A 14,912-nucleotide genomic window follows, 5' to 3' on the forward strand; every position below is an offset into this window, starting at 1 on the left:
AGGAGAAACCCATGTCCCAGCAGAACTTCCCGGCGGTGGGCGGCAACACCCTGACCGCGTGCCTGCGCCACTGGGCGGCGACCACCCCCGACGCGCCCGCCCTCACCTTCGCCGACTTCGCCACCGACCCCGCCGGGCGGCGCCGCAGCCTGACCTGGCGGCAACTGGCCGAGCGCGTCGACACCGCCGCGGGCGCGCTGCCGGTGGCGCCGGGCGACCGGGTCGCCGTGCTCTGCCCGCAGGGCCCGGACTACGTCGTCGGGTTCCTGGCCGCGATCGCCGCGGGCGCGATCGCGGTGCCGCTGTTCGACCCGGGCCTGCCGGGCCACGCGGGCCGGCTCGCCGCGGTCCTCGCCGACTGCGCGCCGTCCGCCGTCGTGACCACCGCGACCGCCCGCGCGGGTGTCGAAGCGTTCGTCGGCCAGGACGTCACCGTCGTCGCGATCGACCGGCCGGAACCGGCGCGGACCCGACCGGCGCCGGCCGCGGCCCCGGACGACGTCGCCTACCTGCAGTACACGTCCGGTTCGACCCGCAGCCCGGCCGGCGTGGTGCTGACCCACGCGAACGTGCTCGCCAACGTCACCCAGGCCGTGCGCGGTCTCGGCCTCGACCCGGCCGCGGCGACCACGGTCTCGTGGCTGCCGCTGTTCCACGACATGGGGCTCGTCCTCGGCCTGATCACGCCACTCGCGCTCGGCCTGCGCTCGGTGCTGATGGACCCGCTGGCCTTCATCGAGCGGCCGGTCCGCTGGCTGGAACTGCTCGGCGACCACGCGGGCAGCTGGAGCGCGGCCCCGAACTTCGCCTTCCACTACTGCGCGAGCCGGATCCGCGACGCCGACCGCGCGCGGCTGCGGCTCGGGCGGGTCACCGCGATCGTCAACGGCGCCGAGCCGATCAACCCGGACGTCGTCGACCGGTTCCACACCGCCTTCGCGGCCGCCGGGTACCGGCCGGAGATGACCCGCCCGGCGTACGGCCTGGCCGAGGCCACCGTGTTCGTCACCACCGGCCCCGCCGCGGCCCCGCGCGTCACCACGTTCGACCGCGACGCCCTCGCCACGGGCGCCGCGCGGCCGGCCGCGGACGGCGTCCGGCTCGTCGCCTGCGGCGCCCCGGCCGGGCAGCTCGTCGCCCTCGTCGACCCGGACAACGCCGTCGTGCTGCCGGACGGCTCGGTCGGCGAAATCTGGGTGCACGGGCCGAACGTCGGCGCCGGGTACTGGCAGAAACCCCTGGAGAGCACCGAGACCTTCGGCGCCCGGCTGGCCGGCGGCCTGCCCGAGGGGCCCTGGCTGCGGACCGGCGACCTCGGCGTCCGCCACGACGGCGAGCTCTACATCGCCGGCCGGATCAAGGACCTGATCATCGTCGACGGACGCAACCACTACCCCCAGGACGTCGAAGCGACCGCCGCGTCGGCCGACCCCGGGATCCGCCCGGGCAGCGTCGCCGCCTTCGCCGTGGCGGGCCCCGACACCGAGGCCGTCGTCGTGGTCGCCGAACACCGCGGCCACGCGGACCTGGCCGAACTCGCCGAACGCGCGCTCGCCGCCGCGATCCGGCGGCTGATCTCCGACGCGCACGGCCTCGCGCTGAGGGACGTGCTGCTCGTGCCGCCCGGGCGGGTCCCGCGCACGTCCAGCGGCAAGATCGCCCGCGCCGCCTGCCGCGACCGCTACCTCGCCGGCGACTACGGAAAGGCATTGGCGCGATGAGCGACACCCTCCGCCGCTGGCTCCTGGACACCGTCGCCGAGCACACCGGCGTCCCGGCCGAGCCCGACCGGCCGCTCGGCGACTACGGCCTGTCCTCCCGCCAGGCCGTCGGCATCGCCGCCGACCTCGAAGACCGGCTCGGCCGCCGGCTGCCGGCGACGCTGCTGTGGGAAAGCCCGACCATCGACCACCTCGTCCGCAGCCTCACCGGTGAGGCCGAGCCCGAGGCCCAGCCGAGCACCGACCGCCGCCGGACCGACCCGGTCGCCGTCATCGGCCTGGGCTGCCGGTTCCCCGGCGCGGACGGGCCCGAGGCGTTCTGGGACCTGCTGAGCAGCGGACGGGACGCCGTCCGCACCGCGCCGCCGGGCCGCTGGAGCGCCGAGGCCGCGCCGGTGCTCGGCGGGTTCCTCGACGACGTCGCCGGGTTCGACGCCGAGCACTTCGGCATCACCCCCCGCGAAGCGGCGACGATGGACCCGCAGCAGCGCATGCTCCTGGAGGTCACGTGGGCGGCGCTGGAGCACGCCGGCCTCGCCCCGGCGTCCCTGCGCGGCAGCCGGACGGGCGTGTTCACCGGGATTGCGACCCACGACTACGGCCACCTCACGATGACCGGCGGCGCACCGGACCTGTGGACGGCCACGGGCGCGGCGGGCAGCATCGCGGCCAACCGGCTGTCGTACGTCTACGACCTGCGCGGGCCGAGCATGGCGGTGGACACGGCGTGCTCGTCGTCGCTGGTCGCGGTGCACCACGCGGTGCGCGCCCTGCGCGACGGCGACGCGGACCTGGCGCTGGCGGCGGGGGTCAACCTCATGCTGCTCCCGGGCCCGACGGCGGCCTTCGCGGCGGCGGGCCTGCTCGCGGAGGACGGCCGCTGCAAGACGTTCTCGGCGGCGGCGGACGGCATCGCGCGAGCCGAGGGCTGCGGCGTCGTGGTGCTCAAGCGCCTGGCCGACGCCGAATGCGACGGCGACCGCGTGCTCGCGGTGATCCGCGCCTCGGCGGTCAACTCCGACGGCCGGTCCCACGGCCTGGCCGCACCGAACCCGCTGGCCCAGCAGTCGATGCTGCGGGACGCCTACCGCGGCGTCGAGCCGTCCACTGTGGACTACGTGGAGGCGCACGGAACGGGCACGCTGCTGGGCGACCCGATCGAGGCGAGTGCGCTGGGAGCGGTGCTGGGCACCGGCCGCGCGGCGGAGGCACCGCTGCTGATCGGCTCGGTGAAGACGAACATCGCCCACACCGAGGCGGCGGCGGGCATCGCCGGGCTGATCAAGGTGGTCCTGGCGATGACGCACGGAGTCCTGCCGCCGCAGCTGCACTTCGGTGCGCCGAACCCGCACATCGCGTTCGGCGCACTGGGGTTGAAGGTGGTCACGAAGCCGACACCGTGGCCCCGCCACGCCGGCCGCGCGACGGCGGGGGTGTCGGCGTTCGGGTTCGGCGGGACGAACGCGCACGTGGTGCTGGAGGAAGCGGCCGCACCGGAACCGGCTTGCGAGAGCAGGCTGCCGCACGGTGGTGCTGCGGCCCGGCGCGGCACCGGCGGTGTCCGGATCGGGCTGCTGTCGGCCCGGACGCGCGACCGGCTCGCCGAGCGGGCCGCCCAGCTCGCCGGCTGGCTGGACTCCCCCGCCGGGCGGCGGAGCTCCCTCGCCGACGTCACCCACACCCTCTTCCGGCGCGACAACTCCGGCCCGCACCGGGCCGCCTTCGTCGCCGCCGATCACGGGGAGCTCGCCGCATTGCTGCGGGCCGTCGGGGACGGGGCCGATCCGCTGCCCGCCGGGGCCTTCGCCGGTTCCGCCGTCGGCGGGGAGGGGCCCGTCTTCGTCTTCTCCGGGCACGGGTCGCAGTGGGCCGGGATGGGCCGCCGGCTCCTGGCCACCGAACCCGCCTTCGCCGCCCAGGTCGACAAGCTCGGCGATCCCTTCACCGAACACGCCGGGCGATCACTCCGGTCGCTGCTCACCGGCGCCGCTCCCGGGTCCCTCGCCGAGACGCAGCTGGTGATCTTCGGGACGCAGGTCGCGCTGGCCGCGCGGTGGGAGGCGCTCGGGGTGCGGCCCGCCGCCGTCCTCGGGCACTCGCTCGGGTCCGCCGCGGCCGCCGTCGTGGGTGGGGTGCTGACCGCCGACGAGGCCGTCCACCTGGTCGCCACCCGCGCCCGCCTGCTGGGCACGATCGGCACCGGCGGTGCGATGGCCGCGGTCGAACTGACACCCGGCGAGCTCGCCTCGCACCCCGGCGTCGAACTCGCCGTGGATTCCGCTCCGGGGCAGCTGACGGTCGCCGGGGACGCGGTGCTGCTCGACCGGCTCGTCGCCGACCTCGAGGCCGCCGGACGGAGCGCGCGGCGGCTGCCGGTCGGGGTCGCCGGGCATTCGGCGGGGGTCGAGCCCGTCCTCGGCGCCCTGCGCGACACCCTCGCCGAACTGGGCGGACGGCGGCCGTTGGTGCCCTGGTACGACACGGTGCTGACGGACCCGCGCGAGCTCCCGGACTTCGACGCCGGCTACTGGGCCGCGCACCTGCGCCGCCCGGTCCGCTTCCGGCAGGCGGCCGCCGCGGCGGCCGCGGACGGGCACCGCGTTTTCGTCGAGGTCTCCCCCCACCCGATCCTGCGCGGCTCGCTGGCCAGGACGCTCGAGGCGGCCGGAATCGCCGACGCGGTGGTGACCGGCACCCTGCGCCGCGGCCAGGACGAGATCCGGGCATTCGCGGCCGCGGCGGCAACGCTCTACTGCGCGGGCACCCGCATCACCCTGACCACCCCGGACGACGACGCCCGCCTCACAGACGTGCCACCGATGCCCTGGCGCCACGAGCGGCACTGGTACACCGACGCGGACGAGGCGCCCCGGCCCGCAGCAACGCCCGGCGAGACCCGGCCCGCTCACCCGCCGGCCAGAACCGCCGCGGGACCCGCGGCACCGCCTGGCGACACCCGACCCGCCGCTCAGCCACCGGCCGAACCCGAACCCGACGGTGATCGGCTCACCCGGATCGTCGCGGCCGTCATGGGGCTCGCCCCGGACCGCCTCGACCCCGACGTGCCGCTCGTCGACCTCGGGCTCGACTCGCTCATGGCGAACCGGATCCGCGAAGCCGTCCGCCGGGAACTCGGCGCCGAACCCGATGCCGCCGCCGTGCTGCGCGGGGCCACCCTCGCCGACCTCAACCGGGACCTCGTCCCCCGGGGCGACGAACCTCCGGCCCGCGGCCGGGCCTGGGACGCCGCCGATCGGCTCGTCCTGCGGCTGTGGCGGCAGCACACCGGCACCGACGCCGGCCCGCACGTCCGCCTCACCGGAACCGCCGACCCGCACCGCCTCGCGCGGCTGCTCGCCGGCAGCCTCGCCACCGAACTCGACACCCCCGTCGACGCCGCGGAGCTCCTCCGGCACGACTCGCTCGCCGCCGTCGCCGACGTCGCGCGGGCCCTGCTCGACACGCGCGAAGACGTGCACCTGCTCAAGCCCGGCGACGCCGGCACCGCCCCTCTCCTGCTGTTCCACCCCGGCGGCAGCACCTGCACCGTCTACCGCCCGCTGCTGGACCGGCTCCCCGCCGGGATCCCCTGCCTCGGCTTCGAACGCGTGCCCGGCACCAGCATCGAAGACCGCGTCGACCGGCTCCTCCCGCTCGTCCGGGCCCGCCTCCCCCACGGGCCCTACCGCCTCGCCGGCTGGTCCTTCGGCGGCGCCCTCGCCTACGGCCTCGCCGCCCGGCTCGCCGGCGAGGGCGAACCGGTCGAGCTCGTCGCCCTCATCGACACCATGCTGCCGCTGCCCGAACCGGACCTCGACCCGCGCGCGTCGTCGGCCCGGCGGTTCCTGCGCTTCACCGGCTACGTCGAAGGCACCTACGGCCGGACCGTCCGGCTCGGCCACGACGAACTCGCGCCCCTGCCCGAAGAAGAGCAGATCGAACTCACCATGCAGCGGGTGGCCGAAGCCGGGTTGCTGAGCCCCGGCGTCCTCCGCCACCAGCGACAGTCCTTTTTGGACACCCTGGCCGCCGAACGCGGGACACCGCCGCCCTACGCCGGCCGCGTGGTGCTGTACCGGGCCACCGAACCGTACGCCGCCGGGCTCGCGATGGAACCGCGCTACTCCCGCACCGACCCCGACGCCGGGTGGGGCGGGCTGTGCCCGCGGCTCGAGATCGTCCCCGTCCCGGCACACCACCTCTCGATCGTCGACCCGCCGCACGTCGACGTCGTCGCTCGGCACCTGGCGGACGAGCTGTGGCCGTGACCCGGACCGGGCCGCTGCTGGCCGTGCTCGGCGCCGGCCTCTTCCTGGTCGCGGTGGACGCGACCGTGCTGCACGTCGCGCTGCCCGACCTCGTCCGGCAGCTGCGGCCCGGCGCGGCCGCCCAGGTGTGGATCGTGGCGATCTACCCGCTCACCGCGGCCCCGCTGCTCCTGCCGTCCGGCACGCTCGGCGACCGCTTCGGACGGCGGCGCGTGCTCGTCACCGGCTATGCGGTGTTCGGGCTGGCGTCGCTCGGCTGCGCCCTCGCCCCCGGCGTCCCCGCCCTGCTCGCCGCCCGTGCCGCGCTCGGCGTCGGCGGCGCGCTGATCATGCCGGTGACGATGTCGCTGCTGCGGGAACTGTTCCCGGACCGACGGCGGCGGCGCACGGCGATCGCGGTGTGCAGCGGCATCGCCGGGACCGGTTCGGTGTTCGGGCCGGTCCTCGGCGGGCTGCTCGTCGAGGCGTGGGGCTGGCGGGCGACGTTCCTGGTCAACCCGCCGGTCATCCTGGCCGCCGTGGTGGCGGCGCTGCGGTGGCTGCCGCGCAGCCCGCCCGGGCGCGAGCCGTGGGACGCGCCCAGCGCGGTGCTCGCGGCCGGTGGCGTGCTCGGCATCGCCTTCGCCGTCGGGCCGTCGGGGGGCGGCTTCGTCGCGGGGGCGGCCGGGTGCGTCCTCCTCGTGCTCTTCGTGCGCCGCCAGCGGCGGGCGGCCACTCCCCTGCTGGACCTGGGCCTCTTCCGGCGGCCGGGCGTCCCCGGCGCGGCCGGCGGGGTGCTGCTGGTGATGAGCACCCTCGTCGGACTGGGCCTCCTGCTCGCCCAGTACCTCCAGGTGGTGCTCGGCCTCTCCCCGACGGCCGCGGCGGCGCGGCTGCTGCTCGTCCTCGGCGCGTCGGCGGCCGGCAGCGTGGTGGCTCCGGCCCTGCTGGAGCGGTACGGCAACACCCCCGTCCGCACGGCGGGATTCGCCCTGGCGGCCGCCTCCCTCGGCATCCCGGCGGCGGGCGGCCTGCCGTCGCCGTGGTGGCTCGGCGGCGCGCTCGCCGGCTCGGGCTTGGGCATGGCCCTCGCGCTGACGTCGAGCACGGACACGCTCCTGTCCGCCGCGCCGCCGGACCGGGCCGGAGGCGCGGCGGCGGTCGAGAAGACCGGCTACGAGCTGGGTGCGGGCCTGGGCACGACGGCGTTCGGCTCCCTGGCGGCCGCCGTCTACGCGACGCACCTGGTGCTGCCGCCCGGCGTGCCCGAGTCCGTGAAACGCCTGGCTTCCGCCGGACCGGCCCAAGCACAAACGGCGTCGCACGGCCTTGCGCAGGCGGCCGAGCTCCTCGCGGCTGCCCGGGCGGCCTGCACCGAGAGTGTGCAGGCCGCCGCGTTCGTTGCGTGTGGCTTGTTCATCCTCGCGACGATTTTTTCGATCGTCGCGAGGCGTATAGGTCGTTATACGATCAGAAGTGCTCGCGCTCGGCCTCGTGGGCGACGACCTCGGCGCGATCGGCGAGCCGTTCGAGCCCGCTGAGGGGCCGGCGCATCCGGTGGTTGCCGCGCAGCCGCTCGGCGTTCCGGTCCAGGAACGCCCAGTACCCCGCGGTGAACGGGCACGCGTCCGGCCCGGTCCGCTTCTTCGGGTCGAAGACGCAGCCGCCGCAGTGGTCGCTCATCCGGTTGATGTAGGCGCCGCCGGCGGCATACGGCTTGGTCGCGACGAGCCCGCCATCGGCGTACTGGCTCATGCCGATCACGTTCGCCGGCATCACCCAGGGGAAGCCGTCGACGAAGGCCGTCGCGAACCAGCGGGTCAGCGCGGCCGGGTCGTAGCCGCGCTGGAGCCCGTGGTTGCCGAGGACCATGAGGCGTTCGATGTGGTGGGCGTAGCCGCGGTCGCGAACTCCGGCCAGCGCGGTGCGCAGGCACGCCGCTTCGACCGCGTCGGCGTCGAGCGAGCGCCACCACTCCGGCAGTGCGCGGCGGGCCTGCAGCGCGTTGCGGCGCAGGTAGTCCGGCCCTTGGTGCCAGTAGAGGTGCCACACCCATTCGCGCCAGCCGAGCACCTGCCGGACGAACCCTTCGACGCTGCTCAGCGGCGCCTCCCCCGCCCGGTACCGGTCTTCGGCCCGCCGGACGACGTCGCGCGGGTCGAGCAGCCCGAGGTTCAGCGGCACCGACAGCAGGGCGTGCGCCATCGCCCAGTCGTGGGTCAGCATCGCGTCCTGGTGCGGCCCGAACGAGGAGAGCCGGTGGTCGAGGAACCGGCGCAGCGCCCGGTTCGCTTCGTCGTGCCCGACGGCGAACTGCCGCGGCCCGTCCACACCGACCGGGCGGATCTTCCCGGCGCGCTCGGCCGCGTCGAGTTCGGCGCGGACCCGGTTGTCGAGCTCGTTTTCGCGCGGGTGCCACGGCGCCGGGACGCCGAGCCGGGTGGTCTTCGGCGGCGGCTGCCGGTTGTCGTGGTCGTAGTTCCAGTGCCCGCCTTCGGGTTCGCCGTCGGCTTCGAGCAGCACGCCGAACTTCCGGCGCTGGTCGCGGTAGAAGTCCTCCATGACGAACCGCGTCCGCCCGGCCGCCCAGGCGGCGAAGTCCTCTTTGGACAGCAAGAAGCCGGGCGTGGGCACGATCTCCGTGACGGCGCCTTCGTCGCGCAGCCGCCGGACGAAGGCGTCGGCCGCGTGCGACGTCGGCTCGTGCACCACGACCGGCCGCCCGAAGCGCCGCAGGCCGGTGCGGTAGTCGGGCGCGTCGATCAGGGTGACGCGGTCGCCGAGGTCGGCGGCGAGCCGGTACAGCGCCGCCTGGACCAGGTGCAGTTTCTGCCGGTGGAACGGTTTCGCAGCGAAGGCGGCGGCCGACCGGATCAGCAGCACGTCTCGATCGCGGTGCTCGGGTGTGCTGTGGAAGTGAGGCCCGAGCTGGTCGGCGAACAGCCACAGCGCGGGCTCGTCTCGCATGCGCGGAACGCTAACCCGCTTCCGGCGGCTCCGCAGCGTAAGCACAGAGGATCTCCGTGGTGTCGCCGAGGAACTGCGCCACCACCTCCGCCTGCCCGGGTGGCAAGCCGTCCGTCAACCGGGTGATGGCGTCGACGAGCGGGGCCAGTGCGGCCCGGACTTCGGCGCGGGCCGCCTCGCTGACGACGAGGGTGACCCGCCGTCCGTCGCGCGGGTGCGGGCCGCGACGGACGTGGCCGGCCGCTTCGAGCCGGTCGACCAGCACCGTCGCCGACGCGGACCGGATCTTCAGCGCGTGCGCGAGGTCGACCGTGCCCATCGGCGTGCCGGCGGCGAGGTGCTGCAACGCCTGCACGTCGGTCGCGCCGAGGCCGAGCCGCCGGGCCAGGGCGATCTGCACGTCGTGGGCGAGCGCCAGGAGCTCGCGCAGCGCGAGGTTCACCCGGAGCGCGACGGGGATGTCTTCCACCTGGTCATTCTAAGTTAGCTAGACAATCTAGCGAGTTTTGCTACCGTGGAACCGTGGATGTCCGAGCGATGAACGCCGAAATGACCGCGAAGCTGATCGACGCCCCCGCCGAGGCCCCACCGGACGGCGGGTACGCGCTGCGCGTCGTCGAGACGCGCGGCCGCCGCACCGGCGAGCCGAGGCGCGTCCCGCTCGCGGTGGTCGCGCACGACGGCGGGCAGTACCTCGTCTCCCCCGTCCGCGACCGCGACTGGGTGGAGAACCTCCTGGCCACGCCGGTGTGCGCGCTGCTGTCCCACGGCCGGCGCGAAGACCGGCGGGCCGACGAGACCGGCGGCGAGGAAGCAGCCGCGGTCGTCGCCGCCTACCTGGCCGCGATGTCGGTGCCGTGGGCGATCCGGGCGTTCCCGGTCCCCCAGGACGCGACTCGAGCGCAGATCCTGGAGCACCTGCCCGCCATGGCGGTGTTCCGTCTCTCCACGGTGGACACGGCATGAGCGTGGCGATCGCCGGCGGCGGGCCTGGCGGGCTGCTGCTCGGCTACCTGCTGGCCCGGGCCGGGATCGAGGTCACCGTGCTCGAATCGCGGTCGGACTTCGACCGCGATTTCCGCGGCGACTCGCTGCACCCCTACACCCTCGAACTGCTCGACCGCCTCGGCCTGGCCGGCGACCTGCTGGAGCTCGACCACTTCAAGGCGCGCTCGTTCCGCTTCCACACCCCGGACGGCGTCTACCGCGCCGCCGACTACGACCGCCTCCGAACACCGTTCGGCTACATCGCCCTGATGCCCCAGGTGCGGTTCCTCGACTTCCTCGCCGAGCGGGCGAGCGCGCTGCCGTCCTTCATGTTGCGGACCGGCGCCAAGGTCACCGGGCTGCTCGAAGACGACGGCATGGTGACCGGCGTCCGCCACCGCGGCGGCGAGCTCGCCGCGTCCGTCGTCGTCGGCGCCGACGGCCGGTTCTCCACCGTGCGCCGGCTGGCCGGGCTCGAAGCCCGGTCGCTCGGCGCGACCACCGATCTGCTCTGGTTCCGGCTGCCCCGCTCCCCCGGCGACCCGCCGGACGCGGACCTCGACCTGTACTTCGGGCGCGAAGCCTACGTCGGCATCCTCGGCGGCGTCCGCGACTGGCAGGTCGGCTACAGCATCGAAAAGGGCTCGTACCCGGCGTTGCGCGAACGCGGGGTCGAGCCGATCCGGGCGTTCGTGCGCGAGCGCGTGCCGTGGCTGGCCGACCGCGCTCACCTGCTTGCGGACTTCTCCCAGACGACGCTGCTGTCGGTGGACATCTCGCGGGTGGACCACTGGTCCCGGCCGGGCCTGCTGCTCCTCGGCGACGCCGCGCACGTCATCTCGCCGGTCGGCGGCAACGGCATCCTGATGGCGGTCCAGGACGCCGTCGCCGCGGCGAACCGGCTGGTCCCCGCCTTCCGGCGCGGCGGTGTCACCCCCGCGGACCTCGCCGGAGTCCAGGCCGACCGGATCCGCGCGATCGAGCGGGTGCAGGCCGACCAGGTGCGGGTCGAGCGGCGGGCGGCCGCCGCGCGGGCCCGCGGGCGCGGCGCCGCCCCGCCGAAGCTGCTCAAGTACCTGTTCGCCGTGCCGGCCGTGCGCGCCCGCGGCGCCCGCGGCAACGCCTACGGGCCGTTCCCGCCTCAGCTGGACGTGTCCCTCTTGTCGTCGTAGGAGGTCCAGCCGCCCTGGCCTTCGGCGGCTTCGACGTCGGCGTCGGACGACGCGGCGTGCGTCATCGCCGCGATCGTGCGTTCCAGGCCCTGCTGGACCTCGTCGCCGTCGGCTTCGCGGACGCTGTGCAGCGTCACGGTGATCTCCGAGGACGCCGGGCCGTCGTCGCGGATGCGGAGTTCGCCGTGGTAGTCGTCGGGGCCCTCGGCGCCCCACGTCAGCGACCTCGTCGCCGGGTCGGTGTGCAGCCACGCCTCGCTGGCCACGCGTTCGCCGTGCACCTCGGCCTCGACGTGGACGCTGTCGCCGCCCTTCGGCTCGGCGACCTTCATCTCCGGGAAGTACCGCGGCAGGTTTTCGGGGTGGCTCAAGAAGGCGAACAGCTCGTCCGCGGGGATGTCGGCGGTCGCGCTGTGGCGGTACTCGGTCATCGTGTCACTCCTCGTCGGCGTCCGGATCGTGCCCGGATACCCCGGATGCGGTGCATTAAAAGGGTTCGCGCGGGGAACCCAGGAACCATGACGGCCACCGAACCCGAGACCCGGGCACCCCGGCGGGGCCCCGCCCCCGTTCAGGGCATGGGCATGCTGATCGGCCTGCTGTTCCTCGTCCTCGCCGCGCTGGAGCTGATGTCCGGGGTCGCGGACGGCGGCGGGCCGCGCGTGCTGTTCGGCGTGCTCGCCGTGTCCGGGGTGTGGACGCTGGTGCACCTGCTGACCGGGGCCGCCGCGGTGTTCTGCACGCGCTCGTCGCGGTGGGCCGCGCGGTTCCTGGTCGCCGCCGGTGTCTGCTACGTCGTGGCCGGTTTCGCCGGGCTGCTCCCGCTCCCGTCGGCGGTCACCGACACGCTGCCGTGGAACACCGCCGGCATCTGCTTCGACCTGGCGCTCGGCACGGCGATGTTCATCCTGGGAGCGGGCTGGCTCCGGCGTGGGCCGGCACGACGTCGCTGACCAGGCCGTCCCGGCGCGGGAACCGCACCAGCGCCGCGGTGAGCAGGACCGCGAGTCCGTACAGGACATAGCCGTTGCCGGTGAGCTGCTGGACGAAGTTCCAGTGCCGCTCCACCTCCCCGCCGCGCGGCCACCACCACTGCGGCCCGGCGACGAAGAGCACCGTGCCCGTCCCGGCCAGGACGGCGAACCCGCGCCGTCGCGTGCGGCGGGCCAGCTCCGCCCAGCCGAGCAGGACCAACACCGCCCACACCCAGTGGTGGGTCCACGAGATCGGCGAGACCAGCAGCCCGCCGAGGGCGTTCAGGCCGAGCGCGATCGTCGGCTCCCCCGCCGCCAGCGCACGCCGCACGCCCCACGCCGTCAGGGCGAGCACCACCGCCACCAGCGGCAGCCACCACGCCGTCCGCGCCTCCGCCGGCACCCCGGCCCTGGCCAGCAGCCCGAGCAGCGACTGGTCGCCGGCGTAGGTCGGCTCGCCGACGCGGCCGGTGTCCCACAGCGCGCCCGTCCAGTACCGCACCGAGTCGGTGCCGGCGAGCAGGAACCCCAGCGCCGTCGCGGCCAGGAACGTCACCCCGGCGGTCACCGCGGCCCGCGTGTCGCGGCGGAGCAGGAAGTACAGCAGGAACACCGCCGGGGTCAGCTTGACCGCGGCGGCGAGGCCGATCAGCAGGCCACGCGGCCAGCGCGGGTGGTCCACCAGGACGTCCAGCACGACCAGCGCGAGCAGCAGCAGGTCGATCTGACCGGCGTACAGCGTGCGCAGCACCGGCTCCAGCACTTCGGCGGCCAGCAGCAGCGTCACCACGCGCCGCCAGTCGCAGCGCGCGCCGAGCGCACGCAGCACGGTCACCAGGACCGCCGCCAGGACCCCGAGGGTCAGCAGGGTGAGCGCGAGGCAGGCGGCCCAGTACGGCAGCACCGCCAGCGGGGCCAGCACGATCGCCGCGAACGGCGGGTAGGTGAAGAGCAGGAACTGGCCGTCGCCGGTGGGCGGCAGCGTGCCGTACAGCGCTTGGCCGTGCAGCAGCGCCGACGAGCCGAGCCGGTAGACGTCGAGGTCGACGCGGTAGGCGGGGAACCGCCACCGGCCGCCGTTGTACGACACGAGCACCGCCACCAGCACGAGCACTTGCGCGCCGAGCAGCACGTACCTGTTCCCCAGCCGGGCCCGCAGCCCCGCTCCCCCTCCGGTCATCCTCGCATTCTGTCGGGTCCGGGCCCGGGCACCATCCGGGAACCCCCCGGATCCGACCCGGGGAAAACCGGTTGCCGCCCGTGTCACCCTGGGGCGCATGGGGACACCGGAGGGCTTCGCCTACCGCGACGAGCACGGCACCGTGACCATCACCCACCGCGGCCGGCCCGCGGGGACACTGCGTGGGACCGCGGCCGCCCGCTTCCTGGCCGCGGTGGCCCGCGGCGACGACCAGCAGCTGCTGATGGCCAAGGTGACGGGCAACTACAAGCACGGCAACGAACGCCGGGCGCGGGAGCACCCGCGCAACCGGGGGCGCTGACTTCCCGACCAGGGGATCTTGAGGCCGGTGGCCACCGTTCGGCATGCTGGCGGCGTGACCTACGACGTTCAGACGATCCGAGCGCACTTCCCCGCCCTCGACGGCGGCGCGGCCCACTTCGACGGACCGGGTGGCTCGCAGGTCCCCGCCGTCGTCGGGGAAGCGGTGGCCGGCACGCTGTGCGCGGCGATCGCCAACCGCGGCGTCGTCACCGCGGCCGAACGGCGGGCGAGCGCGGTCGTCACCGAAGCCCGCGACGCCGTGGCCGACCTGCTCGCCGCCGACCCGGCGGGTGTCGTCTTCGGCCGCAGCATGACGCAGCTGACCTACGACTTCTCCCGGACGCTGTCCCAGAAGTGGGGCCCGGGCGACGAAGTCGTGGTGACCCGCCTCGACCACGACGCCAACATCCGCCCGTGGGTCCAGGCCGCGGCGGCGGCCGGGGCCACCGTGCGCTGGTTGGACTTCGACCCGGCCACCGGTGAACTCGCGCCGATCGGCGCGCTGCTGTCGGAGCGGACGCGGCTGGTCGCGGTGACGGCGGCGTCGAACCTGCTCGGCACCCGGCCGGACATCCCGGCGATCGCGGCGCAGGTACACGACGCGGGCGCGCTGCTCTATGTCGACGGCGTCCACCTGACCCCGCACGCTCTGGTGGACATCACGGCGCTCGGGGCCGACTTCTACGCGTGCTCGCCGTACAAGTTCCTCGGGCCGCACCTCGGCGTGGTCGCGGCGGCGCCGGCGCTGCTCGAGACGCTGCACCCGGACAAGCTGCTGCCCTCGACCAACGCCGTGCCGGAGCGGTTCGAGCTGGGCACGCTGCCCTACGAGCTGCTGGCGGGCACGACCGCGGCGATCGGCTTCCTCGCCGGGCTGGTGCCGGGGACGGGGACGCGCCGGGCGCGGCTGCAGGAGTCGATGGCGGGGCTGGAGGAGCACGAGACCGCGCTGCTGGCCCGGCTCGACGCCGGTCTGGCCGCGCTTCCGGACGTCACGCGGTACGGCGCGCCGGAGCGGCACCGGACTCCGACGGTGCTGTTCTCGGTGGCCGGCGTGGCGTCGCAGGCGGTGTACGAGCACCTCGGCGCGCACGGGGTGAACGCTCCGGCGGGGAGTTTCTACGCGCTGGAGTGCTCACGGCACCTGGGGCTGGGTGACACCGGGGCGGTCCGGGCCGGGATCGCGCCGTACACCACGGCGGACGACGTCGACCGGCTGCTGGCCGGGGTGGCGTCGCTCCCGCGCGGCTGACGACGGGTGGCGGGGGGGGGGTTTGCCGCGGCGCCCCCCCCCCCCCCCACGCCCCCCGCCCCCCCCCCCCCCCGCGGGGGGGGGGCGA

The 14,912-nt window shown here is 75.2% G+C and carries 12 protein-coding genes; 8 read left to right on the forward strand and 4 right to left on the reverse strand.

What is annotated here, in order from left to right; translation table 11 throughout:
• Positions 1-11: 11 nt before the first annotated feature.
• The 3 genes from ACWEF6_RS18670 to ACWEF6_RS18680 are packed head-to-tail and all read left to right on the forward strand — an operon-like array spanning position 12 to position 7,509.
• A complete protein-coding gene (locus tag ACWEF6_RS18670) occupies positions 12-1,721 on the forward strand; it encodes a fatty acyl-AMP ligase (RefSeq protein ID WP_449684085.1) in 1,710 nt (569 codons plus the stop codon).
• Entirely contained in the window at positions 1,718-5,989 is a 4,272-nt protein-coding gene (locus tag ACWEF6_RS18675; protein WP_449684086.1) for a beta-ketoacyl synthase N-terminal-like domain-containing protein, read from the forward strand. Before ACWEF6_RS18670 ends, ACWEF6_RS18675 begins: the two co-directional genes overlap by 4 nt.
• Positions 5,980-7,509 carry an MFS transporter gene (locus ACWEF6_RS18680; protein WP_449684087.1) on the forward strand — a complete coding sequence of 510 codons (1,530 nt, stop codon included), beginning with the start codon at positions 5,980-5,982 and terminating at the stop codon, positions 7,507-7,509. The genes ACWEF6_RS18675 and ACWEF6_RS18680 overlap by 10 nt, the downstream gene beginning before the upstream one ends.
• Here the strand turns inward: ACWEF6_RS18680 and ACWEF6_RS18685 are convergent.
• Both ACWEF6_RS18685 and ACWEF6_RS18690 read right to left on the reverse strand, forming a co-directional pair.
• A complete protein-coding gene (locus ACWEF6_RS18685) occupies positions 7,439-8,935 on the reverse strand; it encodes a cryptochrome/photolyase family protein (protein WP_449684088.1) in 1,497 nt (498 codons plus the stop codon). The genes ACWEF6_RS18680 and ACWEF6_RS18685 overlap by 71 nt on opposite strands.
• A 10-nt stretch (positions 8,936-8,945) precedes the next feature.
• The gene (locus tag ACWEF6_RS18690) at positions 8,946-9,404 is read right to left on the reverse strand and encodes a MarR family winged helix-turn-helix transcriptional regulator (RefSeq protein ID WP_449684089.1); all 459 of its coding nucleotides are present in this window, start codon (positions 9,402-9,404) and stop codon (positions 8,946-8,948) included.
• Positions 9,405-9,457: 53 nt separating this feature from the next.
• Here ACWEF6_RS18690 and ACWEF6_RS18695 point away from each other — a divergent pair, with 53 nt between their 5' ends.
• Complete coding sequence (locus ACWEF6_RS18695) at positions 9,458-9,901, forward strand: nitroreductase family deazaflavin-dependent oxidoreductase (RefSeq protein ID WP_449684090.1); 444 nt, start codon at positions 9,458-9,460, stop codon at positions 9,899-9,901.
• On the forward strand, positions 9,898-11,094 hold the full coding sequence (locus ACWEF6_RS18700; RefSeq protein ID WP_449684091.1) for an FAD-dependent oxidoreductase: 1,197 nt from the start codon (positions 9,898-9,900) through the stop codon (positions 11,092-11,094). The genes ACWEF6_RS18695 and ACWEF6_RS18700 overlap by 4 nt, the downstream gene beginning before the upstream one ends.
• On the opposite strand, the gene ACWEF6_RS18705 is transcribed toward ACWEF6_RS18700, so the two are convergent.
• Positions 11,064-11,525, reverse strand: coding sequence for an SRPBCC family protein (locus ACWEF6_RS18705; protein WP_310976164.1), 462 nt, complete (start codon positions 11,523-11,525; stop codon positions 11,064-11,066). The two genes, ACWEF6_RS18700 and ACWEF6_RS18705, sit on opposite strands and share 31 nt — an antisense overlap.
• Before the next feature lie 87 nt (positions 11,526-11,612).
• Here ACWEF6_RS18705 and ACWEF6_RS18710 point away from each other — a divergent pair, with 87 nt between their 5' ends.
• The gene (locus ACWEF6_RS18710) at positions 11,613-12,047 is read left to right on the forward strand and encodes a DUF4383 domain-containing protein (RefSeq protein WP_449684092.1); all 435 of its coding nucleotides are present in this window, start codon (positions 11,613-11,615) and stop codon (positions 12,045-12,047) included.
• Here the strand turns inward: ACWEF6_RS18710 and ACWEF6_RS18715 are convergent.
• Complete coding sequence (locus ACWEF6_RS18715) at positions 11,998-13,248, reverse strand: glycosyltransferase 87 family protein (RefSeq protein ID WP_449684093.1); 1,251 nt, start codon at positions 13,246-13,248, stop codon at positions 11,998-12,000. The genes ACWEF6_RS18710 and ACWEF6_RS18715 overlap by 50 nt on opposite strands.
• A gap of 97 nt (positions 13,249-13,345) precedes the next feature.
• On the opposite strand from ACWEF6_RS18715, the gene ACWEF6_RS18720 reads away from it, so the two are divergent.
• Both ACWEF6_RS18720 and ACWEF6_RS18725 read left to right on the forward strand, forming a co-directional pair.
• Positions 13,346-13,570 (forward strand): hypothetical protein, encoded by a 225-nt coding sequence (locus tag ACWEF6_RS18720; protein ID WP_449684094.1) that lies wholly within the window; start codon positions 13,346-13,348, stop codon positions 13,568-13,570.
• A gap of 54 nt (positions 13,571-13,624) precedes the next feature.
• Positions 13,625-14,824 (forward strand): cysteine desulfurase-like protein, encoded by a 1,200-nt coding sequence (locus ACWEF6_RS18725; RefSeq protein ID WP_449684095.1) that lies wholly within the window; start codon positions 13,625-13,627, stop codon positions 14,822-14,824.
• Positions 14,825-14,912 lie beyond the last annotated feature (88 nt).

The sequence above is a fragment of the Amycolatopsis sp. NPDC004772 genome (assembly GCF_053601215.1).